Raw genomic sequence first — 22807 nt, forward strand, 5'->3', positions numbered from 1 at the left:
GGCCGGGAGCCGCACCTAGTCGAACAGTACGGCCGGATTCAGGTAGCCCGTCGGGTCGAAAGCTGCCTTGATGGTCCGCATCGCGGCGATGTCTTCCTCGGTGCGCGCCATCGACAGGTACGCACGCTTGCGGCTGCCCACGCCGTGCTCCGAGCTGACGTTCCCGCCATGGGCGGCAATCAGATTCATCATCGCGGCGTACAGGTGAGCTTCCTGTTCGGCGCCGCAGCGCAGCACGTTCAGGTGCAGGTTGCCCTCACCGATATGACCGAACAGCACCGGGATCGCGTCGGGTGCATGCTCGGCGACCAGTGCGGTGGAGTCCGCAGCGAACGACGGGATCGCCGACAGTGGCAGGGAGACATCGAATTTCAGCGGTGGCCCGAACAGGCCGACCACCTCGGCCGTGCACTCCCGGACCTGCCAGAGCCGCTGCTGGGCGGTGCCGTCGACGCCGACCGCCGGCTCCCCGGCCAGCTCGGCGTCCTCGAGCGCCTCGGCCAGGCGCTCGGTCAGGTCGGTCTCCCCGGCCAGCTCGATCAGCAGCAGCCAGGCCTCGCCGGTCGGCACCGGAATGTCGAGGTGCTCGGCGGCCAACGTCGCCGCCCGCCCGTCGACGAGCTCAAGGGCCGCAATGGATTCGGTGTCACGCAGCGCGCGCCCCGCGGTCACGAGAGCGTCCAGCTCACGGAATCCGCACACCGCTGTCACGCGATGCGCAGGCGCCGGGTGCAGCCGAAGGTCCAAGCCGGTGATGACGCCCAGAGTGCCCTCGGCGCCGATGAACAGCGAGGCCAGGTCGTAGCCGGTGTTGTCCGCCCGAACCTGGCTGTGCCGGTGCACCACCGATCCGTCGGGCAGCGCGATGTCCAGACCGAGCACCTGTTCGCCCATGTTGCCGTAGCGGACGGTGCGAAGGCCGCCGGCGTTGGTGGACGCCATCCCGCCGACGGTGGCCGAATCCCGCGCGGCGAGGTCGACACCGAACAGCAGCCCGGCCGCAGCCGCCGCGCGCTGGACGGCCGCCGCGGTCACGCCCGCGCCGACCCGGACCCGCCGCTCGACGAGGTCGACATCGCCGACCTGCGTGAGCCGTTCAGTGGACAGCAGGACGTCGTCGTGCTCGGGGACGGTTCCCGCCACCAGCGACGTGCGGCCGCCCTGGACCGTTACGCACACCCCGGACTCGCGGCACTCCCGCAGCACCGCGGCGACCTCGTCGGCCGAGCCGGGCCGAACCAGCGCGCTGGCCTTGCCGCGATAACGCCCGGTGTAATCGACGCTGCGGCCATCGAGGACATCGGCGTCGGTGACGACGTACGCCTCACCCACGATGGCCCGGAGCCGTTCGGCCAGCGAAGAACTCATACCGTGGGTTTACCACACATGGCCAGGAACGCTCCCAACTCCACCAACCCCGCCGGCGTCGATGGCAGATAGTCGGTCAGCATGGCCGAACGCACGATCACCGCCGCGTACTTGGCCCGGCTCACCGCGACGTTGAGTCGATTGCGGTTGAGCAGGAACGAGATTCCGCGTGGTACCTCGGCGATCGAGGAGGCCACCAGCGACACGAACACCACCGGGGCCTGCCGCCCCTGGAACTTGTCCACCGTCCCTGCCTGCACGTCAGAGAGCCCGGCCGCGTCGAGCAACCGCCGCAGCAGCACCACCTGCGCGTTGTACGGGGTCACGATGAGCACGTCGGCGGCGGTCAGCGGCCGGGTGCCGTCCTCGTCGGTCCAGGCCGAGCCCAGCATGTCCTCGATCGCGGTGACGATCGCCTCGGCCTCTTCGCGGCTGTCCGTCGAGTTGGCGTCGTGGTCGACGGTCAATACCTGCACCCCGGGCTGGACCCCGTCGAGGCGGCGGGCCGCGGTGCGCTCCTCGACCGAGTGCAACCGGTTGTCGTAGGACAGTCGTGACACCGCCGCACACACCGCCGGATGCATGCGGTAGGAGCGGTCCAGGAAGTAGCCGAGTTCCTCAGGCAGGGTGTGGTGCCCGTCGACCAGCCAGCCGAGCGCCGAGGCGTCCACCGGTTCAGGGTGGGTGCCCTGGCTGACCTGGGGGAGTTGCTGCGGATCGCCGAGCAGCAGCAGGTTGTTTGCGGCCTGCGCGACGGCGATGGTGTTGGCCAGGCAGAACTGGCCGGCCTCCTCGATGACCAGCAGGTCCAGGCTGGCCGGGGGCACCCGCGACGAGTTCGCGAAATCCCATGCCGTGCCGCCGATCACGCAGCCGTCGTTGCCGGTGATGAACGCGGGATAGGTCTTTTCGTCGATATCGGTCCACGGCCCGGTGCCGCTGGGTTTTTTGGCCACCAGCGCCGGGTCGACGCCCGCGCTGATGATGTCGCGAAACAGGTTCTCCACCACGGCATGTGACTGCGCGACGACGCCGACGCTCCAGCGGTGCTCGTTGGTCAGCGCGGCGATCACCCGGGCGGCGGTGTACGTCTTGCCGGTGCCGGGCGGCCCGTGCACCGCCACGTACGACGAATCCAGCGCCAGCAGCGCGGCGGTGATGTTCGCGACGCAGTCCTCGGTACGCGGCAGCGGTCCACCGGTGCGGGGTGGGCGCCGCAGCAGGATGTCGACCACCGCCGACTGCGGCAGGGCCGGTAGTCCGGCCGCGATCTGGCCGGCCGCCGCGTCGATCGATTCACGCAGCGCCTTCGTCGGAAACGGCGGACCTGGCGTCAGCGCGAACGGAACGGCGTCGAATACCCCGCCGCTCTTCGGTTCTCGTTCGATCACCAGCACCTCGGTCGGTGCGGCCGGGTCGTCACACCCGAGCACGGTGACGGAGGAGTACGCCCGCCGCTCCGGGTCGTCGGACAGGCCGGCCGGGGTGGGCGGCTGGTACATCGCGTACATGTCGCGGTCGAGCTCGCCGGCCGCGATCGAGCCGGTCAACACCAGGCGGCGCTGCTGTTTACGGGCCCGCGGCGGCACGCACCAGTCGGTGTCGACAGTCACGTCCTCGGCGAGGAATACACCAGGGGTATCTGACCATTCGTCGACGGGGCTGTTCAGCCGGTCGAAGTGGCCCCACCAGAACGGCTTGTCCTCGCGGCGGTGATACCCGCGGGCTGCGGCGATCATCGCCACCGCGCGCTGCTCGGGACTGCGCGCGGTGACGTCGTCGCCGGCGAACGCGCCCAGTGCGCGGGACAGATCATCGTCGACGTCGACGGTCCCGCCGTCGGCGACCGGCTGTGCGCCCAGCGGCGGCACCCCGGCCTCAAAGGCGCGCTGCAGCAACCAGTCCCGCAATATGCGGGTGGACCGGCAGTCGTAGAGGTTGTAATCCTCGATCTGCTTGAGTACCGTCGCGGCCTCGTCGGCCTGGCCGTCGGCGAGCAGTTCGCAGTAGCGCGCGTACTCGGTGATCGAGTCGGTCGCGGTGGTGACGTCGCCGCCCCGCAGCTCGGATCCCATGTACAGCGGCTCGAGCGACTTCAGGCTGTAGTTCTCGGTACCGACGCGAATACTCTTGCGCACCAATGGATACAGGTCCACCAGTACACCGTTGCGCAGCAGGTCGTCGACCTCGTTCTCGCCCTCTCCGTAGCGGCCGGCCAGCCGTAACAAGGCTGTCCGCTCGTACGCCGCGTAGTGGTAGATGTGCATCTTCGGATACCGCTTGCGGCGCTTGCGCACCATGTCCAGAAAAGCCTTGAGTGCCTTGCGTTCTTCGCGCCGGTCGTGGGCCCATAGCGGCCGGAATTCCCCGCCCGCACCGAGCACACCGAACATGTACTCCAAACCCCAGTCGGTGCCGTTGGCCGTCCACAGCGGGTCGCCCTCGAAATCGAAGAACAAGTCACCCTTGTCCGGATCCGGTAGAAGCATCAGCGGCTGCGGGTCGGCGACCTCGTACGGCGGTTTGCCGCCCACCCGCGGGGCGATCTGCAGCCGGGCTTGGCCTTTCAGTGTGTCGACCATCCGGGCCGGCATGTCCGGCACCGGGCCGGTGTGCCGGGCCAGCTGGTGCAGCGTGGTGATGCCGGCCTCGAGCAGGCGCGCGCGCTGGCTGACCCGGATACCCGCGACCAGCAGCAGGTCGTCGGACTCGCGTACCTGCGTCTCGCATTCCGGGCAGCGCATGCACGCTCGCACGGTCTCGTCGGACCAGCTGACCGCGGCATCGCCGGCGAGGTGGCGATCCAACAGCCCCTGCAGCTCGGCGCGACGGGAACGGTAGACCGGCAGCAGTTCGTCGACGCGGTAGGACGTCGTCGACCCGTTGCCCAGGACCAGCTCCACCTCGTCGTGGACCGGCACGCCGGCAGCCGCGAGTGTCTCGGCGTACGCGGCCAGCTGCAGGAGCGCCGCAACCTTCACCGACCGGGCGAGTTTGGTGTCGCGCAACCGGTACCGGTCGCCGTCGAGCACCAGGAAGTCCGCGAATCCGACGAACCGGCCGTCGAACATGGCGGCCTGATAGATGACGGGTGCGCGCCGCTCGACCGCGCTCAAGGTGGCCTCGGCGGCGGCGGTCAGCTCGGCGACGGAGTAGGACGGCCTGCCGATGACGGCGACGCCGGCCAGCGAGCGCAGCTCGTCGAGATGACGCTGCTCGTGCTGGTCGCCGAGCTCCGCGGTGCGGGCCAGCAGCTCGTCTTCGGCCGACACCGCCGGGCCGCGGCCGAGCTTGGCATCGAAGGCGCGTAGCAATGCGTATTCGCATCGCGCGGCGGCGGCGAGGTCGGAGGCGCTGTAGACGACCCGGTCGGCGGCGACGAACACAGACACACTGTAGGCGGGGCGACCGACGTCTCAGCCGCGGTGACTATGAGCGTTTCAGAACCGTGCCGTACGGGGACTCGTACCGTGTATTCGTGCGGCTGTTGGCGGACGCATACCCGGTGGAAGGGAATTTCATGAGGCGCACAGCGATTCTGATGTCGTCATCCCTACTGGCCGCGGCGATGCTGAGCGGGTGCGGCGGCGATACCCAACCGTCGCCGCCGTCCGCTGCTCCGTTGACGCCACTCCCAGTAGTGACGAGTACCGCCCCCGCCGCCGCGGGTGACATCGTCATCTCGAACATGAGCTACACGGTGCCGCCGTCGGTCAAACCAGGTCAACAACTGACGATCGTCAACAACGACGACGCGAATCACACCGTCACGGCCGACGAGAACAATCTGTTCGACGTTCGGATCTCGAGTGGCGGCGGCAGAGAGACTCTGACGGCCCCGACGACCCCGGGCAGCTATCCGTTTCACTGCAAGTACCACGCCAATATGCAGGGCGTGCTGACCGTCGCGTAGTCGCAGCGGACCGGGACTTCAGCCGTTGCCGATCAGCTCCACACCGTTGCCGTTCCACCGGAATTTCACCACGCTCTGCATGCCCAAGCCGTTGACGTAGGACAGCGCGACGGTGTCACCGGTGCTCTGCGTGGTGTCGACGCCGTTGAAGCCGTAGGTGTCGGGCACCCCGGTCGGGATGAACTTGCCGAGATGGAACATCACCGCCCGGGTGTTGGGATTGGCGGCGTTGGTGTTGGCCTTGATGATGATGGCCGACAGTTGTGCGCACTCGTTGTAGTTGCCGGCGATCGGGACGGGGTACCAGCCCTGGTTGCTGTTCGGGTCGCGGGGGAGTTCGGAGACGGTCTGCGCGATGGCCGGCGCCGCCAGATTCACCGCGCACGGGTCCGGCGGCGGCGTTGTCGTCGTCGTCGGCGGCGGAGGTGGTGGCGGCGGGGGCGCCTCGGTGGTGGTCACCGCGCTCGTCGTCGGCTGGGGAGTCTTGGCCACTGTCGAGTCACCTGAGCTGCAGCCCGCGAGCGCTGCCCCCACCACGACTGCTGCCACCGCTAGCCGAACCCACACACCGGCCGACGGTACCGGTCTTTCCGAGCAGAAGCGGGTTTCGGCACGCTGCGGCAGTAGACTGCAGATCCGATGACAACCCCGCACGACGCCCCCCAGACCTTTGCCGACCTGCAGATCCACCCCGCGGTGCTGCAGGCAGTTTCCGATGTCGGCTACGAAACCCCCTCGGCGATCCAAGCCGCCACCATTCCGGCATTGCTGGCCGGCTCCGACGTGGTCGGCCTGGCCCAGACCGGTACCGGCAAGACGGCGGCCTTCGCGATCCCTATCCTGTCCAAGATCGACCCGGCCAGCCGCACCACTCAGGCGCTGGTGCTCGCGCCGACACGTGAGCTGGCCCTACAGGTGGCCGAGGCGTTCAGCCGCTACGGCGCCCACCTCAAGGTCAACGTGCTGCCCATCTACGGCGGCTCGTCCTACGTGCCGCAGCTGGCCGGCCTCAAGCGCGGCGCACAGATCGTCGTCGGGACGCCGGGACGCGTCATCGACCATCTGGAGAAGGGCAGCCTCGACCTGTCGCACCTGGACTATCTGGTGCTCGACGAGGCCGACGAGATGCTGCAGATGGGGTTCGCTGAAGACGTCGAGCGCATCCTGGCCGACACCCCCGAGTACAAGCAGGTCGCGCTGTTCTCGGCGACCATGCCGCCGGGCATCAAGAAGATCACCACCAAATACCTGCACGATCCGGTCGAGGTCACGGTCAAGTCGAAGACCCAGACCGCCGAGAACATCACCCAGCGCTATTTCCAGGTGTCGTATCCGCGCAAGATGGACGCGCTGACGCGGCTGCTCGAGGTCGAACAGGGTGACGGCATGATCGTCTTCGTCCGCACCAAGCAGGCCACCGAGGAGGTTGCCGAGAAGCTGCGGGCCCGCGGGTTCGCCGCTGCAGCCATCAACGGTGACATCCCGCAGGCCGTGCGCGAGCGCACGATCAGCCAGCTGAAGGACGGCACGATCGACATCCTGGTCGCCACCGATGTCGCCGCCCGCGGGTTGGACGTCGAGCGCATCTCGCATGTGGTGAATTTCGACATCCCGCACGACCCCGAGTCCTACGTGCACCGCATCGGCCGCACCGGCCGCGCCGGCCGCTCGGGCACCGCGCTGCTGTTCGTCACCCCGCGAGAACGTCATCTGCTGAACGCAATCGAGCGGGTCACCCGGCAGAAGCTGGTCGAGGGCCAGCTGCCGTCGGTCGACGACGTCAACGCCCAGCGGGTCGAGAAGTTCCGCGACTCGATCGCTGAGGCGCTGAACGCACCTGGGTTCGAAATGTTCCGCCGCCTGATCGAGGATTACGAACGCGATAACGACGTGCCGATGGTCGACATCGCGGCCGCGCTGGCGCTGCAGAGCCGCGACGGCGCAGAATTTTTGATGACCGAGCCGCCGCCGGAGAAGCGGCGGGAAAAGCCCGACCGGCCCGAACGCGGCGAGCGCGATCGCCCGCCCCGCAAGACTCGCGATGACCTGGCGACCTACCGCATTGCCGTCGGCAAGAGGCACAAGGTCGGTCCGGGATCGATCGTCGGCGCGCTGGCCAACGAAGGTGGGCTGCACCGAAGCGATTTCGGGCACATCACGATCAAGCCCGATTTCTCGCTGGTCGAGCTGCCCGCCACGCTGTCCAAAGAGACGCTGAAAGCCCTTGAGAAGACTCGTATTTCCGGGATTTTGATCGATTTGAAGCCGGATCGCGGCAACCCGAGGTACGACTCGCGGCCCTCCGGCGGGAAGCCTCGGCGCACGAGCCGATGATCGCGTCCAGCCAGGTCGACCAAGGCGGACTGGAAGCAGTCTCGGGTGTCGACCGGGTCGCCTCGCTGACCGGTGTCCGTGCGGTCGCGGCGCTGCTGGTGCTGGGCACGCATGCCGCTTACACGACCGGTAAGTACACGCACGGCTTTGTGGGCCTGGTGTATTCGCGGCTGGAGATCGGCGTGCCGATCTTCTTCGTGCTGTCGGGCTACCTGTTGTTCGGCCCGTGGGTGCGCGCCGCCGCGGCCGGGCAGACGGCGCCGTCGGTGCGCCGGTATGCCTGGCACCGGGTGCGGCGCATCATGCCGGCCTACGTGATCACCGTGCTGGCCGCCTATCTGATCTACCACTTCCGTTCCGCCGGACCGAATCCCGGCCACACCTGGATCGGCTTGCTGCGCAATCTCACGCTGACCCAGATCTACACCGACAACTACATGTTCAACGGCTATCTGCACCAAGGGCTCACGCAGATGTGGAGCCTCGCGGTCGAGGTCGCGTTCTACGTCGCGCTGCCTTTCCTGGCGTGGTTGCTGTTGGTTGTGGTGTGCCGTCGGCGGTGGCGCCCCGGACTGCTACTGACCGGGCTGGCGGTGCTCGCGCTGCTGAGCCCGGCCTGGATGGTGCTGGTGCACACCACCGATTTTCTGCCCAGCGGCGCGCGGCTGTGGCTGCCCGGCTACCTGGCCTGGTTCATCGGCGGCATGCTGCTGACGGTGTTGCAGGCCATCGGAGTTCGGGTGTTCGGGTTCATCGCGCTGCCGCTGGCCGTCGTCTGCTTCCTGATCGTCTCCACCCCGATCGCCGGCGAGCCGACCACGTCGCCGACCGGTATCGCCGAGGCCTTGGTGAAGACCGTGTTCTATGCCGTGATCGCGACATTGATCGTCGCGCCACTGGCGCTGGGTAACTGCGGCTGGTACGCGCGGGCGCTGGCCACCCGGCCGCTGGTCTGGCTCGGCGAGATCTCCTACGAGATCTTCCTGGTCCACCTGGTGGTGATGGAGATCGCGATGGTCGAGGTGCTGCGCTGGCCGGTCTACACCGGCTCCGCGCCTGCGCTTTTCGTGGTCACGCTGATCATGACGATCCCGGTGGCGTGGCTGCTGCACCGTTTCACGCGCGTGCGGTCCTAGTTCTTTCGTAGAGAGCGCATCCAGAACGAATAGTTTGCGAAATCCGCGCTCTCAGTGCGGTCTCAACGAGGGATCATTCTCGCTCGGGCACACCATCGGAACGACGAACTCCTCGAGGATCGCCCGCTCGTCCTCGGCGTCGCGGCCGGGGAAGATCAGCAAGGACGTCAGTACCCGAACCAGCCAGCGGGCGCGACGGTGGACGACCTCGGGGTCGTCGGGCCGAAGTGACAGCAGAAAGCCTGATGTCAGCGCTTGAATGACCTCGGACTGCTCGGCGATCTCCGCGCCGATGGGGGAGTCGGCGGTGGCGAACCACGATGACAGCGCGGGACTGTCGCGCACCAGCGTCATGGATGTGGTGAGCCCGGTCAGTAGCCGCTCGCGCGGATCGGGGATGCCGTCGATCAGTTCGGTCAGCTGCTCGTAGAGCCGGTAGGCCTCGCGGTGCACGTACGCGGTGTACAGCACCTCCCGGTTCTCGAAGTAGCGATACAGCGTGGCCCGCGAACACCCTGCGGCACGGGCGATGTCATTCATTCCGACATTGCGGACATCGTTGCTTGCGAACAGCTCACCGGCGGCGTCCAGGATGCGATCGGTGGCCACCTCTGCCCGCCGTGAACTCAGCCAGTCGCCCGCCATCAGCCGCGCACCCGGAACGGCACCGACAGCGGCCGTCGCACATATCCGCCGCCCGCCCACACGATGCCCGCCTCGTCGATTTCGAAATCCGGGCAACGCGAGAGCAATTCGGTCAGGGTCACCCGCGCCTGCATGCGCGCGGCCGCGGCACCGAGGCAGTGATGTGCGCCGTGGCTGAAGGTGAGGATATTGCGCGGACGCCGGGTGACGTCGAGTTCGCCGGCGTCCGGGCCGTATTGGCGTTCGTCGCGATTCGCCGACCCATACAGCAGCAGCACTTTGCGTCCGGCCGGAATGGTCTTGCCGTGCAGTTCCACGTCGCACGTGGTGGTTCGGGCAAGTCCCTGCACCGGGGAGGTCAGTCGCAGCAGTTCGTCGACCGTGTCGGGGATCAGCTCCGGTTGCTCGACGATCAGCCGGCGTTGGTCGGGACGCTGGTGCAGCAGCGGCATCGAACCGCCGAGCATGCCGGTGGTGGTGTCGTTGCCGCCGGTGACCATCGTGAAGGTGAAGGCGAGCACCGACAGCGTCCCGGCGATGTCGCCGTCGGCACCGACACCGGCTGCCACCAGATGCGACACCGTGTCGTCTTCGGGGTCGCGCCTGCGCCGTTCGATCAGCTCGGCAAAATAGCCCATCATCGAACCGACGGCGTCGCCGACCGATCCCAGAGCACTCAGTCCGCTGGCATTGGCGGCGACGATCGCCTCGGTCCAGCCGTCGAACTGGTCGCGATCCTGCTCGGGAACGCCGAGGTAGTGCGCGACGACCATCGACGGCAGAGGCTTGAACAGTTCGGTGACGATGTCACCGCCGCCGTCGGCGCGTAGCCGTTCGATGCGTTCGACGACGAAATCGCGCACCTTGGGTTCGACGGCCTCAACCTGCCGCGGAGTGAAGCCACGCGACACCAGCCTGCGGAACTCGGTGTGCACGGGCGGGTCTTGCATCACCATCGGCGGGTTGTCCTGCAGCCCAATCAGTTCGAGCTCGTTGTAGTTGACGGTCAGGCCTTGGGCCGAGGAGAACGTCTCGTGGTCGCGGGCGGCGGCGAAAATGTCCGCGTGCCGGGACAGCACCCAGTAATCGTGGTCGGGGTTCTCCGGGACGACGTGGTGCACCGGATCGAGGTCGCGCAGGGCTCGGTACATCGGCCAACGGTCACCCCAGGTCTCGGCGGTGGCCAGCTCGAATCGGGCCTCGGCGTCGTGAGACACAACTGCGGTCATGTCTTATGGTTACGACAAGTCCATGGTTGTGTCAAGAGGCGGGTTATGGGATCCCAGGAGATTCCCTTCGTCCCTCCGACTGCCGGGACGGAAGGCTGTATCACGTCACTGTGTGAGCGACGCGCCGCTCAGTCGCGTCGCTGGGGGAGTGCCGCGAGCTGCACTGGTCGGTGTCGGCCCGACGCTCACAGCGTCACATTTCGTGGTGCTCATTGTTGCCGATTTTCCACGATTTAGATTTCAACAAAATCCAGAAGATCATCAGATGTGCGACAACCACCATCGGTGCGTAGAACGTGTAGATGAAATAGGCGGCACCGAGATTGAAATTCGGAAGGTCTGTCTGTATTACACCGCGCACCGTGTTCAACAGGTCGGCGAATCCCCACGCGCTGAACACCCACACCAGTGGGATGGCGAAACGCCACGCTGCCCGCAGCGCGAAGATGCAGGCCAGGGCCAGCGCTGCAGCTAAGAGATCACCATAGGCGGAAGCGGACAGCGCCGCTCGAGGCAGCTTCGGATCAACCATGCCCGTAACCAGCAAGACCATTCCCACGTAGCGAAAAACGTGGACGAAGATCAATGGAATGAGCGCAGAATTGAGGGATAGCTCGGTCAGTCTCGGCCAGACGTACCACTTCGCGACGAGGGCGCATACGGCACAGCTCACGAGAACTTGCAACCAGAAGATCGTGACGCTGTCTATCGCAAGCCGCATGTGTCGTCTTCCTTGGTGGGGGATGGTCGGGGTGGGTCGTTATGTGGCGCGGCGTCGGCGACTTCCCAGTCTTTGACGGTCGCGAGTGGCCCGAATAGATCGGCTGGGAGGTCAGGTGAGAGCGGTTGGCCGGCTTGGACGCGGCGCGGCCAGTCCCGGTTGGCTAGAGCGGGTTTGGCCAGAGCAACGACGTCGGCGGCGCCGGAGTCGATAATCGTGGCGGCGTCCTCGGGGTCATCGAGGTGACCGTTGGCGATGATTGTCAGCCCGCTGTAGTGCTTGGCAAGTGCCGCCAGCGTCTTGTCGGTGTCGTCGAAAGCGGGTGCCAGTGCCCGGTATTCGGTGGTGTGGATGTAGTCGATGCCGGTGTCGGACAGTGCGGTGAAGACGGCGGCTGCATCGTCTTCGCCGCCGGCCCATCGATGATCGCTATCGGAGACTTTGCTCTGGGAAATGCGGACACCTACGGCGATGTCGTCCCCGACAGCGGCTGCAACGTCAGCGCAGACCTCGGTGGCAAGCCGGACGCGGTTGGCGACGGTGCCGCCGTAGTCGTCGGTGCGGGTGTTGAGGTAGTCGGTGAGGAATGCGTCCAGCAGGTAGCCGTTGGCGCCGTGGATTTCGACACCGTCGAATCCGGCATCGCGGGCGTGTCGGGCGGCGTTGATGAAGGCTTCACGGACCTGCTGAATGTGCTCGGCGGACATCGTCTCGGGAACCCGAAACGGGCCCGACCCGCGATACATCGCCAGCTGCGCGCCTTTGGGTCGCACGGCTGAAGGCGCCCAGGTCGTGGCTGTGTGGGAGTTGCCTTGCGATTGGCTGCCGGCGTGCATGAGTTGGGCGAAGAACTTCGAGTCGCACGCATGAACGCGGTCGACGACCGGCTTCCACGCCGCGGCATGGACGGTGTTGGCGATACCGGGTTGGAAGAGGTATCCCTGGCTGGTCTGGTCATCGATGTAGAGACCTTCGGTGATCAACAGACCGAATCCGCCCTGGGCGAACCTCTGGTAATAGCCGCCGATCCGATCGGTCGGCACACCCTCGGCTGTCGCGCTGACTCGCGTCATCGGTGCTAGGGCGACGCGGTTGGGCAGGTCCACCCCTCCGATGGAAATCGAGCGGAAGAGGGTGTCTTGCGGAGGATGCTGCCGGAGAGGCATCGGGGTCGCCACCTTCGTCGAGGTCCGTTGGGGCACAATAGATTTGCCGGTGTCTCGCCACCTTTGCGTCATGTTCGCGGTTCAGGCCGGCGACTCGGGCCCGGTGTATCCTGCCGCGTGCAGTCGTCACCGCGGTGGCTCACTTGGCCTGGCGTATTGCCGTCCATGATTTGCTCCTCCTCGCGCCGTAGAGCCGGTACAGGTTCAGTACCGCCAAGACCATGACGAACGACGGGATGAACGGAGGCTTGATCCCGAGGGGCAGCACGCTGGCTGGGACATCCGGTTGCAGATGGACGTACGTCGCGACTGCCATGTTGACAACCAGGCCGGCGGACGCAGCGAAGACCACCGGGCCATACAGATCAACGATCTTGTGCCGGAAGCAGGCGGGCAAGAGCAGCCCAAGGCCGATTGCCATTTCCGCGACCTTGCCGAAGGGAACGCTGATGGGTGGCAGGTCACTCTTGGCGATCTGGACGTCGAACATGGTCCGAAAAGGTTCGAAGAACTTCAAGAATCCGAACATAAACATGAACACACCCAAAAACATCGAGTTGTAGGCCAAGACCCGGTCATCTTGTAGTCGCTTCACGAGTTCCTCTCATGGTGTCTGCCGAAGGGCTGACGTGTCGGTAACGAACGTTCCTGCATGTCGACCAAAAGACCTATGTACCAACAATGTTCGCTGATGACGACTAGATCATCACGACGATGACGACGACGACATGCTCCGAGCTCACATCGCCGGCCCAGGCCTCGGATCCCAGCTGAGACCGCGCTGGACTGGTATTCCGCGGGCCCCCGGAAGGCCGCCTGACAAGCTGGTCGTGGTGCCACCGATGGTGAATGGCCGCCGGATGCAACAGCTGGCGTAGGTGACGAGCCGATATCGAGCTCCTTCAACAATATTGGTTGGCTGATCGGCATTGTGCTGGCCAATAAGTGGACCGACAATGCCAATTCCGATACTGTCCGGCCGTGGTGCCAAAAGATGGTCGTCCCTCGGCCCGACTCACGTCCCGCGGAGCGGAGACGAAAGCCCGCATCGTCGCCGAAGCTGCCTCTCTGATCCGGGAGCGTGGTGTGGCGGGAACGAGTCTCGATGCCATCATGGCCGCCAGCCAGACCAGCAGATCTCAGCTCTATCACTACTTCGTCGACAAAGACGCCCTTATCAGTGAGGTGATCAAGACTCAGCTCGGCCGCGTCATCGCCGCACAGGAGCCGCGGTTGCGCGAGGTCTCGTCGTGGGACGGTCTGCAACGCTGGTGCGATCAGCTCGTGGCCACCACCCGGACGACGCAGGGCATCGGCGGCTGCCCGCTCGGGTCGTTGGTGAGTGAACTCGCCGACAGATCGGACTCGGCACGCCTGGAGCTGGCGCGGTCCTTTGCCACATGGCAGTCCTACCTGTCCACCGGCCTGGCGGCCATGCGCGACAACGGCGAACTCGACCCTGAAGCCGACGTCGACGAACTCGCGTTGACCATGATGACCGCACTACAGGGCGGACTTCTCATGGCGCAGACCACGCGCAGCGCCCGGCCTCTCGAATTGGCCCTTGGCATGGCACTCCGGCACGTCGGCGGATACCGAGACAACCCGACGTCAAACCCCTGAGCTACATCAGCTGAACGTTGGCGGGCCGCTGACAGCGGTGTCGCCGGCGAAGCGCACCGGGATGGACGGGACCCACCAACTATGGGGCACCGTTGTTCAGCGGTTCTGAAGCCTTCGAAAAGCGGCCAGATGGTCGGCCGTTTATCCCCTGGAACAACTCTGCCGGCGTCCGCCCACGTGACTGGAATTTCGAAAAGACCTATGAATCGGTGGGATTCCCAGGCAAGGTAGCCAACAGCGCCGACAGACCGTATTCGAAGACGGCGTCGTAGTCGGTGGGCGACTGCAGCGCCTGGACCAGGTCACGGTCCGGCCAGTCGTCAGCCCAGAGCGTCGGGTCTTCCTCGTCGTGCTTGGGGCCGCGCACCGCGGAGAACTGCATGATGGCCGACGAGATGACGTGGACCTCGATGGCCCGCAGCACCAGCGCGCCGTGGGTACCGGTGACGCCGAGGCGGGCAAGTTCGGTGGCGAGGCGCTGTTGCACCGGCAGGAACAACGCCGGGGTGCGGTTACGTTCGTGTGCGATGCCGAGCAGATGCTGGCGGTCGATGAGCGCTCGGCGCTGCGCGCGGGCGAGGGCGGCGATGCGCTCGGCGGGCTCCTCGGCGTCCGCGGGCAACGCCGCCATGTCGCCGAGCAGCCGTTCAACGAGACTGTCGAGCAGCTTGTCGCGGCCGCCGACATGCCAGTAGATCGAGGTGACCGCGACGCCCAGTTGCTCGGCGAGCCCGCGCATCGTGAACGCGTCGACGCCGTCGTGCTCGATCATCCTGGCTGCCGCGTCGAGGATGGAGTCCGCGGTGACCGGGTCAGGACTGCGGGCCACCGGGCTCACCCCCGGTCATGCGCTCAGCCTCCGGGAGGTCGAGGTAGCGCTCGAGGTTGCGGTGCAGGTTGATCACGCGCCGCTCCTCGTTGGACAGCGTCAGGTGGGTGAACCCCGGCTGACGCAGCCCGCGCTGCAGGCCGGCCAAGACCGAAATATCCTGCGTCAGAACCAGACCGGGATGAGCCTCCTCAGCTGTCATGCGCACGTCGACCGGACGGGTACGCGGTGCGCCCAGCGCCATCCGGGTCCACAGGTACATGACGAGCTCGCCGTGTTCGGGATCGGGGCCCGGGTGTGACGTCATGACGGTCAGGTGGTCGGCGTTGGTCAGCAACGTCAGGTTGGGGAACACGTTGTACTGGTGTAGCAACATGATCTGTTCGGTGCTGGCCCAACCGAGGTCGACCCCGCGACTGGCCGCGAACTCTCTTGTGCGACAGGCAATCGCATCAGGCACCGAGTCACCGCCCGGGTACGGTGTGCCCTCTTCGACGCCCATCAGCAAGCCCTGGGTTGTTACGTACGCGTCCCAGACGTCGTCGTCGGAGATGGGCTCCTTGAGGTGCGGGCTCGGCACTCCGTAGAACTGCTCCGATTTTCCGGTGTGACCCCAGATCTGTTGCGGTGCATAAACATCGTCCATGCACCGGCGCAGCTCGGGATGCAGCGTCTGGATGTGGTAGGTCTCGCTGAAACCGTCGGCGATCGTCTTCCAGTTCGCGTCCACCTCGATCGTCATCGTGGCGTAGCAGTGAAAATCCTCGAGCCGGTTCCATGCGATGTCGGCGGGCATCGCCTCCAGATAGTCATCGAGCGGCATCGCGTCGGCGTCGAGGTTGACGAACACCAGCCCTGCCCAGACATCGACGGAGGCGGCGACCAGAGGGAAGTCCTCCATGTGCAGCGCACCGAATCCCTTACGGTTGGGCACGCGCTTCAACACCCCGGCGAGGTCCCATGTCCAGCCGTGGTAGCCGCAGCGCAGCTCGCGCAGTTCCGAGCCGGCGCCCGTGCACAGCGAATTTCCGCGGTGCCGGCACACGTTCTGGAATGCCCGCAGCTGCGTGTCGTCGCGGACGATCAGGACCGAATACGGCCCGCACCGGTATTCGAAGTAATCCCCTGGCTCCGCGACATGATCGAGCGTGCAGGCGAGCTGCCAGATGCGCGGCCAGAGGTGTTCGCGCTCGAGGCGGGCGAACTCGGGGGAGTGGTAGCGCGCGGCGGGCACTCGGGTCGGGCTGGCGGGAGGCGGACCGATCGCGTCTTCGCGTCGAACTTTGTGCGCCGTGTGCGTCACCATGCGCCTCCTCGCGAAATCTTCTCCAAACGGTATTACACCCGACCCTGTAACGGTGTTACATTGGCGACGGAATCCCATTGACATCGTGTGTCGAGGAGTAGCCATGTTCGACCTCAAGATCACCGGCGGAACCGTCGTCGACGGCACGGGCGCCGACCGTTTCATCGCCGATGTGGCAGTCAAGGACGGGAAGATCGTGGAGGTGCGGCGACGTAGCGCATCCGATGCACCACTGGCGGGCGATGCTGCCGAAACCATTGACGCCACAGGCAAAGTCGTGGCACCGGGATTCGTCGACATCCACACGCACTACGACGGTCAGGTCAGCTGGGACAGCCTGCTCGAACCGTCGAGCAACCACGGCGTGACCACCATCGTCACCGGCAACTGTGGCGTCGGCTTCGCGCCCGTGCGCCCCGGCTCCGAGCAGTGGCTGATCGAGCTGATGGAGGGCGTCGAGGACATTCCCGGCAGCGCGCTCACCGAGGGCATGACCTGGGGTTGGGAGAGCTACCCCGAGTACCTCGACGTCATCGGCAAGGGCAACTACGCCGTCGATGTCGGAAGCCAGGTGGCGCACGGCTCCGTGCGGGCCTACGCGATGGGCGATCGTGGGGCTCGCAACGAGCCTGCGACTCCCGACGACATCGAGGCGATGGGCCGTCTGGTGCGCGAGGCGATCGAAGCCGGGGCGCTCGGGTTCTCGACGTCCCGCACGCTCGGTCACCGCGCCATGGACGGTGAACCCGTGCCGGGCACTTTCGCCGCCGAGGACGAACTGTTCGGCCTTGGCCGAGCGATGGCGGCCGGCGGCCAGGCGGTCTTCGAGCTGGCGCCGCAGGGTGTGGCCGGCGAGGACATCATCGCGCCCAAGAAGGAATTGGAGTGGATGCAGCGCCTGGGCGCCGAGATCGACCGGCCGATCTCGTTCGGGCTGATCCAGGTCGACGCCGCACCCGACCTGTGGCGCGAGCAGATGGACATTTCGGCTGCCGCGCACGCCGCAGGCGCCCGGCTCTACCCGCAGATCGCGGCGCGCCCGTTCGGCATGCTGTTCGGCTTCCCGGGCCACCATGCCTTCACGCATCGCCCGACCTTCCGAAAGCTGAAGGGGGAGTTGGGTCGTGAGGAGCTGGCTCACCGGCTCGCCGACCCGGCGGTGAAGGCCGCGATCCTCGGTGAGGACGATCTGCCGCCCGACCCCAACAAGCTGTTCGACAACATGAACATCTTGGTCCAGTACGCCCTGGGTCGGATCTACCACCTCGGCGACCCGCCGGACTACGAGCCCACCGACGAGCGGACGGTCGAGAAGATCGCCGCCGACCGCGGCGAGGACCCGCTGGCCACGCTGTACGACCTCATGCTGGAGGCTGATGCCACCAATATGCTGATGCTGCCGTTCTTCAACTACTCATACGGCAACTGCGACGCCATCCACGAGATGCTGACCCATCCGGCCGGTGTCGTCGGGTTGTCCGACGGTGGTGCGCACTGCGGAATGATCTGCGACGCTTCTTATCCCACGTTCCTGCTGACCCACTGGGCCCGCGACCGGCATCGTGGTGCGAAGCTGCCGCTGGAGCATCTGATCCGCAAGCAGACCCACGACACGGCGCAGTTGTTCGGCCTCAGCGACCGCGGCGTCATCCAGGTCGGCAAGAAGGCCGACCTCAACGTCATCGACATGGACGCACTGCGGTTGCATCCGCCAAAAATGGCCTACGACCTCCCGGCCGGCGGAAACCGTTTGGTGCAAGGCGCATCCGGCTACACCGCGACGATCGTCAGCGGCACGGTCACGCGCCGCGACGGCGTCGACACCGGCGCACGTCCGGGCCGACTGGTCCGCGGGGCCCGCTGAACGGCTAGCTGAACACGCCCAACTCGTCGAGCACGTCGGCGTAGGCCAGCACGTCCGCGGCGAATAATTGCGGCTGCTCGAACGCCGCGAAGTGGCCACCGCGGTCCTGGATCGAGTAGTGCACCAGGTGATAGTGCTTGTGCGCCCACACTTTCGGGATCCGTACCAGCTCCGCCGGGTAGACCGCGTAGCCGGTCGGGACGCCGACACGGCCCGACCACGGGCTGAGCGCACCGGTGCCTGCGTGGGCGGCCTCGTAGTACAGTCGCGCGGCCGAGGTCGCGGTACCGGTCAGCCAGTACATCATGAGATTGTCGATCAGCCGGTCGGTGCGGATCGGCATGCCGTCGCGGACGTCGCTCCAGGCGTGGAACTTCTCCAGGATCCAGCCGGCCAGACCCACCGGCGAGTCGTCGAGCCCGTAGCCGAGCGAATGTGGCCGGGTACCTTGGATTTCCATGTAGGCGGTGCCTTCCGACATCCGCTCGGCGGAGACGATGAATGCGGCCATCTCATCGTCGGTGACCCCGTCCATGGCATCGGGACCGTCGGCGGACGCGAAGAGCATGTTGGTGTGGATGGCGACCGCGCGATCCGGGTAGTGCTCACCGAGGTATCGCACCACCAGGGCGCCCCAGTCGCCGCCCTGAGCCAGAAAGCGCTGGTAACCCAGTTGCGTCATCACCTCGGCGACCGCCGACGCGACAACCGAGGTGTCGACGCCGCGTTTAGTGGTCGGGCCGGAGAACCCGTATCCGGGCATCGAGACCGCGACGACGTGGTACCGCTCGTACAGTAGCGGTAGGGCATCGAGGAACTCGATGATCGAACCCGGCCACCCGTGCACGAGCACCAACGGAATCGCGGCGCTGTTGGCGGACTTGCGGTGCAGAAAATGGACGCGCTGGCCGGCAGCGGTTGTGACGAAGGAGCCCACGGCGTTGAGCTCCGCTTCGGTTGCACGCCAGTCGTACTCGTCGCGCCACCGGTCGACGAACGACCTCAAGAACGACTCATCGGTGCCGTAATCCCAGCCGCTGCCGGGAAGTTCGGCGGGAAATCGGGCGGATTCAAGGCGGCGGCGCAGGTCATCGAGATCGGCTTGCGGAACCGCGATCTCGAACTGCGTGGGGGAGTGAGTCATCGCCGTCCACCCTAGCCAGGCGGCACAGCCTGCGCGCCACCTTGTGTCAAATAACCGCGCCCGGGTTCAAAATCCCGTCCGGGTCCAGCGCGGCCTTGATCCGGCGATTGAGTTCCATGGCTTCGGGACCCAATTGACCTGCCAGCCATGGCTTCTTGAGCCGGCCAACTCCGTGTCACCGGTGATCGTCCCGCCCAGCGAGACTGCCAGGTCCATGATCTCACCGAACGCCTTCTCGGCCCGTTCGGTCATCGCTGCGTCGGCGGGGTCGAAGACGATCAGCGGATGGGTGTTGCCGTCGCCGGCGTGGGCGATCACCGAGATCGTCAGGTCGCGGTCGGCGGCGATCTTGGCAACCCCGCCCACCAGATCGGCGAGCGCCGGCAGCGGCACTCCGACATCCTCAAGGAGCAGCGAACCCTTGGCCTCCACCGCGGGGATGGCGAACCTGCGAGCCGCGACGAACGCCTCGCCCTCGGCCGGATCGGACGTCGAAAAGCATTCTTTGGCGCCGGCTTCGGTGAAAGCCCGGGCCATGTACTCGGCGTCCTCGGCGCCGGCCGGGCCCCGGTCGTCGGAGGCGGCCACCATCATCGCGGCCGCCGAGCGGTCCAGGCCCATCCGCAGCTTGTCTTCGACGGCGTTGATGGATACCGCGTCCATGAACTCCAGCATCGAGGGCCGGATGCGTCCGGTGATCGTCACCACCGCGCCGGCCGCAGCCTCCACCGAATCGAAGGTCGCCACCACCGTGCACGCCGACGGCTGGGGAGGCAGCAGCCGCAGCGTCACCTCGGTGACCACCCCGAGGGTGCCTTCGCTGCCGACGAACAGCTTGGTCAGCGACAGCCCCGCAACATCTTTCAGGCGCGGGCCGCCGAGGCGCACCGCCGTGCCGTCGGCCAGCACCACCTGCATGCCCAGCACGTAATCGGTTGTCACGCCGTACTTCACGCAGCACAGACCGCCCGCGTTGGTGGCGATGTTGCCGCCGATGCTGCAGATCTCGTACGACGACGGGTCGGGCGGGTACCACAGGCCGTGCTCCGCGACCGCCTTCTTCACCTCGGCGTTGAGCAGACCGGGCTGCACGACGGCCGTGCGCGTCACCGGGTCGACGGTGATGTCGCGCATCTTCTCCGTCGACAGCACGATCCCGCCGTCGACGGCAGTCGCGCCACCGGACAGCCCGGTGCCGGCTCCGCGCGGCACCACCGCGATGCGGTTTGCCGACGCCCAGCGCAGCACCGCCTGCACCTCTTCGGTGCGGGTCGGCCGCACCACGGCCAACGGCATTCCGGCCGCGGGATCCGCGGCGCGGTCGTGGCGATAGGACGCCAGGATGTCGGGGTCGGTGACCACAACCCCGTCGGGAAGCTCAGCGGCCAGGCCGGCCAGAGCGCTCACGGCCATCAGGCCATCCTAGGCGCGTCGTCGTCCAGCTCCTTGAGCGCGGGCAGCCAGGGACACACCATGCCGATCGCCAGGATCGGCACCGCCAGAACCAGGAAGGTGATGGTGAGGCCGAACGCGTCGACCAGCGGTCCGGCCAGCATGAACCCGATCGGACCCGCGGCGTAGGTCATCGACGTCATCACCCCGACCACCCGTCCGCGCAGCTGCTCTGGGGTGCGGGTCTGCACGATCGAGTTGTAGATGGGCCCGATCGGCCCATACACCAGGCCGACCAGCGCGGCCAAGGACAGGATGACCGGCAGCGGCGGCAGAAACGCGATGACCGCCACCGCGATCCCGAAGGTCAGCACCGCCGTCAGTACCGTCGCCCGCTTGCTGGCCACCTTCGACAGCACGGTCCAGCTCAGCGCCCCGACCAGCCCGCCGATCGACAACGCCATCAGCACCCACCCCAGCTGGGCCGGCTCGCTGCGGTCGGTGAAGTACTTGGGGAACAGCACGCTTTCCATCGGCAGGTACAGCCCGGTGACGGCGAGGTCGACCAGGCCCAGGGTACGAAGAACCCGGTTGCGCCAGACGAACGTCAACCCTTCCAAAACCCCGGAAACGACACTCTCCGGTAGCTTTTCGCGCGCCGGGCGGCCGGTGCCCTCCAGTCGCAGCACCGCCATCGCCAGGATTGCCAGCCCGAACAGCGCGGCGGTCACCCACATCGCGTTGACACCGCCGAGCGTTGCGATCAGCAGGCCTCCGACGCCGGGGCCGGTGATGTAGGCCAGGTTGAACACGGCCTCATAGACGCTGTTGGTGTGATCGAGGGTCCAGCCCGCGCGACCCGCCGCCTCGGGCAGCATCGACTGCCGCGCGGTCATACCGGCCGGATCGAAGAACGCGCCGAGGGCAGCCAGTGCGGCCAGGACGACGGTGGTCAGTACGTCGGTGCCGAACGCGATCGCCAAGACCGGGATCGCGGCCACCGCCGTGGCCGACAGTGCATCGGAGAGCATCGCCACCCGGCGTCGGCCGACGAAGTCGACGGCGGCCCCGGCGATGAGGGTGGCGAACAGCAGCGGCAGGGTTGCCGCGCCCGCGACGATCGAGGCGTCCACCGCACTGCCCGTCCGCTGCAGCACCAGCCAGGGGAAGGCGACCATGGAGACGCCGTTGGCGCCCGCGGCCAGGAAGGTCGAGGACAGGATCAGCAGCGCGGGGACGCGCGTGGTGGTCACCGGCAGAGCTTAAGTTCTCCGCGCCGAGCGGGACCCGGGCAGAGTGGACCGGTGACCCTCCTTCCACATCCACGGACCAGGGTGTTGTTCTCCTCGCCCGTTCCGCCGGGGACGGGCTGGCCCGGGGACCCCGCGGTTCCTGAGACCCCGGTGGCTGCCGACGCCGCCCAGGTGGCGACGTTGGCCGCGGCGGCCCGCGACATCGGAGAAGTGGATGCCCAGGTCAGCGTGTGTCGGGCGTGTCCAAGGCTGGTCGCGTGGCGGGAAGAGGTGGCGGTCACCAAACGTCGCTCGTTCGCCGGTGAGCCGTATTGGGGAAGGCCGATCACCGGGTGGGGCTCGGCGCAGCCGAAGATCGTGGTGCTGGGCCTGGCCCCGGCCGCGCAAGGGGGCAATCGGACCGGCCGGGTCTTCACCGGTGATCGCTCGGGGGATCAACTGTTCGCCGCATTGCACCGTGCCGGCCTGGTGAACCAACCGGCCAGTGTGGACGCGGCAGACGGCTTGTCCACCAACGACATTCGGGTGATCGCCGCAGTCCGGTGCGCGCCGCCGGCCAACAAGCCGGAGCCTGTCGAGCGGGCGACGTGTGAGCCGTGGCTGACCGCCGAGTGGCGCCTGATCGCGCCGTCGGTTCGGGTGATCGTCACCCTGGGCGGGTTCGGCTGGCAGGCCGCGCTGCGGTTGCTCGCAGACGACCTGCCTGCGCAGGTCAAACCCAAGTTCGGGCACGGGGTGGTCGTCGAGTTGGCATCAGGCCGGCAGCTACTGGGCTGCTATCACCCGAGTCAGCAGAACATGTTCACCGGACGGCTCACGCCTGCGATGCTCGACGACGTGTTCACCGACGCTGCCGCACGGGCAGGCCTACGGCGGTGACCCAA

Annotated in this window: 18 protein-coding genes and 1 pseudogene; 6 read left to right on the forward strand and 13 right to left on the reverse strand. The window is 66.8% G+C overall.

The genetic code is table 11. The annotated features are described in order from the left end of the window. Window positions 1-15: 15 nt before the first annotated feature. Together Y900_RS19120 and Y900_RS19125 are read right to left on the reverse strand one after the other, a co-directional pair. Window positions 16-1368 (reverse strand): FAD-binding oxidoreductase, encoded by a 1353-nt coding sequence (locus Y900_RS19120; protein WP_036343876.1) that lies wholly within the window; start codon window positions 1366-1368, stop codon window positions 16-18. Continuing rightward, a complete protein-coding gene (locus tag Y900_RS19125; protein WP_036343877.1) occupies window positions 1365-4754 on the reverse strand; it encodes a TM0106 family RecB-like putative nuclease in 3390 nt (1129 codons plus the stop codon). The genes Y900_RS19120 and Y900_RS19125 overlap by 4 nt, the downstream gene beginning before the upstream one ends. A gap of 254 nt (window positions 4755-5008) precedes the next feature. Here Y900_RS19125 and Y900_RS19130 point away from each other — a divergent pair, with 254 nt between their 5' ends. Beyond that, window positions 5009-5281 carry a cupredoxin domain-containing protein gene (locus Y900_RS19130; protein WP_237752600.1) on the forward strand — a complete coding sequence of 91 codons (273 nt, stop codon included), beginning with the start codon at window positions 5009-5011 and terminating at the stop codon, window positions 5279-5281. An 18-nt stretch (window positions 5282-5299) separates the two neighbouring features. Here the strand turns inward: Y900_RS19130 and Y900_RS19135 are convergent, their stop codons facing one another. Beyond that, window positions 5300-5848: an LppP/LprE family lipoprotein gene (locus Y900_RS19135; protein WP_036343878.1), complete on the reverse strand. Its 549-nt coding sequence runs from the start codon at window positions 5846-5848 to the stop codon at window positions 5300-5302. Between the two features lie 72 nt (window positions 5849-5920). On the opposite strand from Y900_RS19135, the gene Y900_RS19140 reads away from it, so the two are divergent. Both Y900_RS19140 and Y900_RS19145 read left to right on the forward strand, forming a co-directional pair. Next, window positions 5921-7615, forward strand: coding sequence for a DEAD/DEAH box helicase (locus Y900_RS19140; RefSeq protein WP_036343879.1), 1695 nt, complete (start codon window positions 5921-5923; stop codon window positions 7613-7615). Continuing rightward, window positions 7612-8751: an acyltransferase family protein gene (locus tag Y900_RS19145; protein WP_036343880.1), complete on the forward strand. Its 1140-nt coding sequence runs from the start codon at window positions 7612-7614 to the stop codon at window positions 8749-8751. Before Y900_RS19140 ends, Y900_RS19145 begins: the two co-directional genes overlap by 4 nt. A gap of 51 nt (window positions 8752-8802) precedes the next feature. Here the strand turns inward: Y900_RS19145 and Y900_RS19150 are convergent, their stop codons facing one another. The 5 genes from Y900_RS19150 to Y900_RS19170 all read right to left on the reverse strand — a co-directional run bounded on the left by Y900_RS19150 (window position 8803) and on the right by Y900_RS19170 (window position 13080). Further along, a complete protein-coding gene (locus Y900_RS19150) occupies window positions 8803-9396 on the reverse strand; it encodes a TetR/AcrR family transcriptional regulator (RefSeq protein ID WP_036347255.1) in 594 nt (197 codons plus the stop codon). Beyond that, a complete protein-coding gene (locus Y900_RS19155; RefSeq protein WP_051660156.1) occupies window positions 9396-10625 on the reverse strand; it encodes a cytochrome P450 in 1230 nt (409 codons plus the stop codon). Before Y900_RS19155 ends, Y900_RS19150 begins: the two co-directional genes overlap by 1 nt. 193 nt (window positions 10626-10818) lie before the next feature. Next, window positions 10819-11346: a DUF8737 domain-containing protein gene (locus tag Y900_RS19160; protein ID WP_081845168.1), complete on the reverse strand. Its 528-nt coding sequence runs from the start codon at window positions 11344-11346 to the stop codon at window positions 10819-10821. Further along, the gene (locus tag Y900_RS19165) at window positions 11331-12512 is read right to left on the reverse strand and encodes an oxidoreductase (RefSeq protein ID WP_051660428.1); all 1182 of its coding nucleotides are present in this window, start codon (window positions 12510-12512) and stop codon (window positions 11331-11333) included. The genes Y900_RS19160 and Y900_RS19165 overlap by 16 nt, the downstream gene beginning before the upstream one ends. Before the next feature lie 139 nt (window positions 12513-12651). Continuing rightward, a complete protein-coding gene (locus Y900_RS19170) occupies window positions 12652-13080 on the reverse strand; it encodes a hypothetical protein (RefSeq protein ID WP_036347265.1) in 429 nt (142 codons plus the stop codon). Between the two features lie 413 nt (window positions 13081-13493). Between Y900_RS19170 and Y900_RS19175 the strand changes: the two genes are divergently transcribed. Next, window positions 13494-14135: a TetR/AcrR family transcriptional regulator gene (locus Y900_RS19175; protein WP_109751097.1), complete on the forward strand. Its 642-nt coding sequence runs from the start codon at window positions 13494-13496 to the stop codon at window positions 14133-14135. A 199-nt stretch (window positions 14136-14334) separates the two neighbouring features. On the opposite strand, the gene Y900_RS19180 is transcribed toward Y900_RS19175, so the two are convergent. Together Y900_RS19180 and Y900_RS19185 are read right to left on the reverse strand one after the other, a co-directional pair. Further along, window positions 14335-14964, reverse strand: a complete 630-nt coding sequence (locus Y900_RS19180; RefSeq protein WP_237752602.1) for a TetR/AcrR family transcriptional regulator — start codon at window positions 14962-14964, stop codon at window positions 14335-14337. After that, complete coding sequence (locus Y900_RS19185; RefSeq protein ID WP_036343883.1) at window positions 14948-16270, reverse strand: aromatic ring-hydroxylating oxygenase subunit alpha; 1323 nt, start codon at window positions 16268-16270, stop codon at window positions 14948-14950. Before Y900_RS19185 ends, Y900_RS19180 begins: the two co-directional genes overlap by 17 nt. 103 nt (window positions 16271-16373) lie before the next feature. On the opposite strand from Y900_RS19185, the gene Y900_RS19190 reads away from it, so the two are divergent. Continuing rightward, window positions 16374-18134: an N-acyl-D-amino-acid deacylase family protein gene (locus Y900_RS19190; RefSeq protein ID WP_036343885.1), complete on the forward strand. Its 1761-nt coding sequence runs from the start codon at window positions 16374-16376 to the stop codon at window positions 18132-18134. A gap of 4 nt (window positions 18135-18138) precedes the next feature. Here the strand turns inward: Y900_RS19190 and Y900_RS19195 are convergent, their stop codons facing one another. From Y900_RS19195 to tap, 3 genes and pseudogenes are all read right to left on the reverse strand, one after another. Further along, window positions 18139-19278, reverse strand: a complete 1140-nt coding sequence (locus tag Y900_RS19195; RefSeq protein ID WP_036343886.1) for an epoxide hydrolase family protein — start codon at window positions 19276-19278, stop codon at window positions 18139-18141. 46 nt (window positions 19279-19324) lie between these two features. Then, window positions 19325-20691: pseudogene (locus tag Y900_RS19200) on the reverse strand (FAD-binding oxidoreductase). After that, a complete protein-coding gene (tap, locus tag Y900_RS19205) occupies window positions 20691-21923 on the reverse strand; it encodes a multidrug efflux MFS transporter Tap (RefSeq protein ID WP_109751098.1) in 1233 nt (410 codons plus the stop codon). The pseudogene Y900_RS19200 and the gene tap overlap by 1 nt, the downstream one beginning before the upstream one ends. Window positions 21924-21974: 51 nt before the next feature. Here tap and Y900_RS19210 point away from each other — a divergent pair, with 51 nt between their 5' ends. After that, window positions 21975-22802: a uracil-DNA glycosylase gene (locus Y900_RS19210; protein ID WP_036343890.1), complete on the forward strand. Its 828-nt coding sequence runs from the start codon at window positions 21975-21977 to the stop codon at window positions 22800-22802. The last annotated feature ends 5 nt before the right edge of the window (window positions 22803-22807 follow it).

Source organism: Mycolicibacterium aromaticivorans JS19b1 = JCM 16368 (genome assembly GCF_000559085.1).
Lineage (GTDB): Bacteria > Actinomycetota > Actinomycetes > Mycobacteriales > Mycobacteriaceae > Mycobacterium > Mycobacterium aromaticivorans.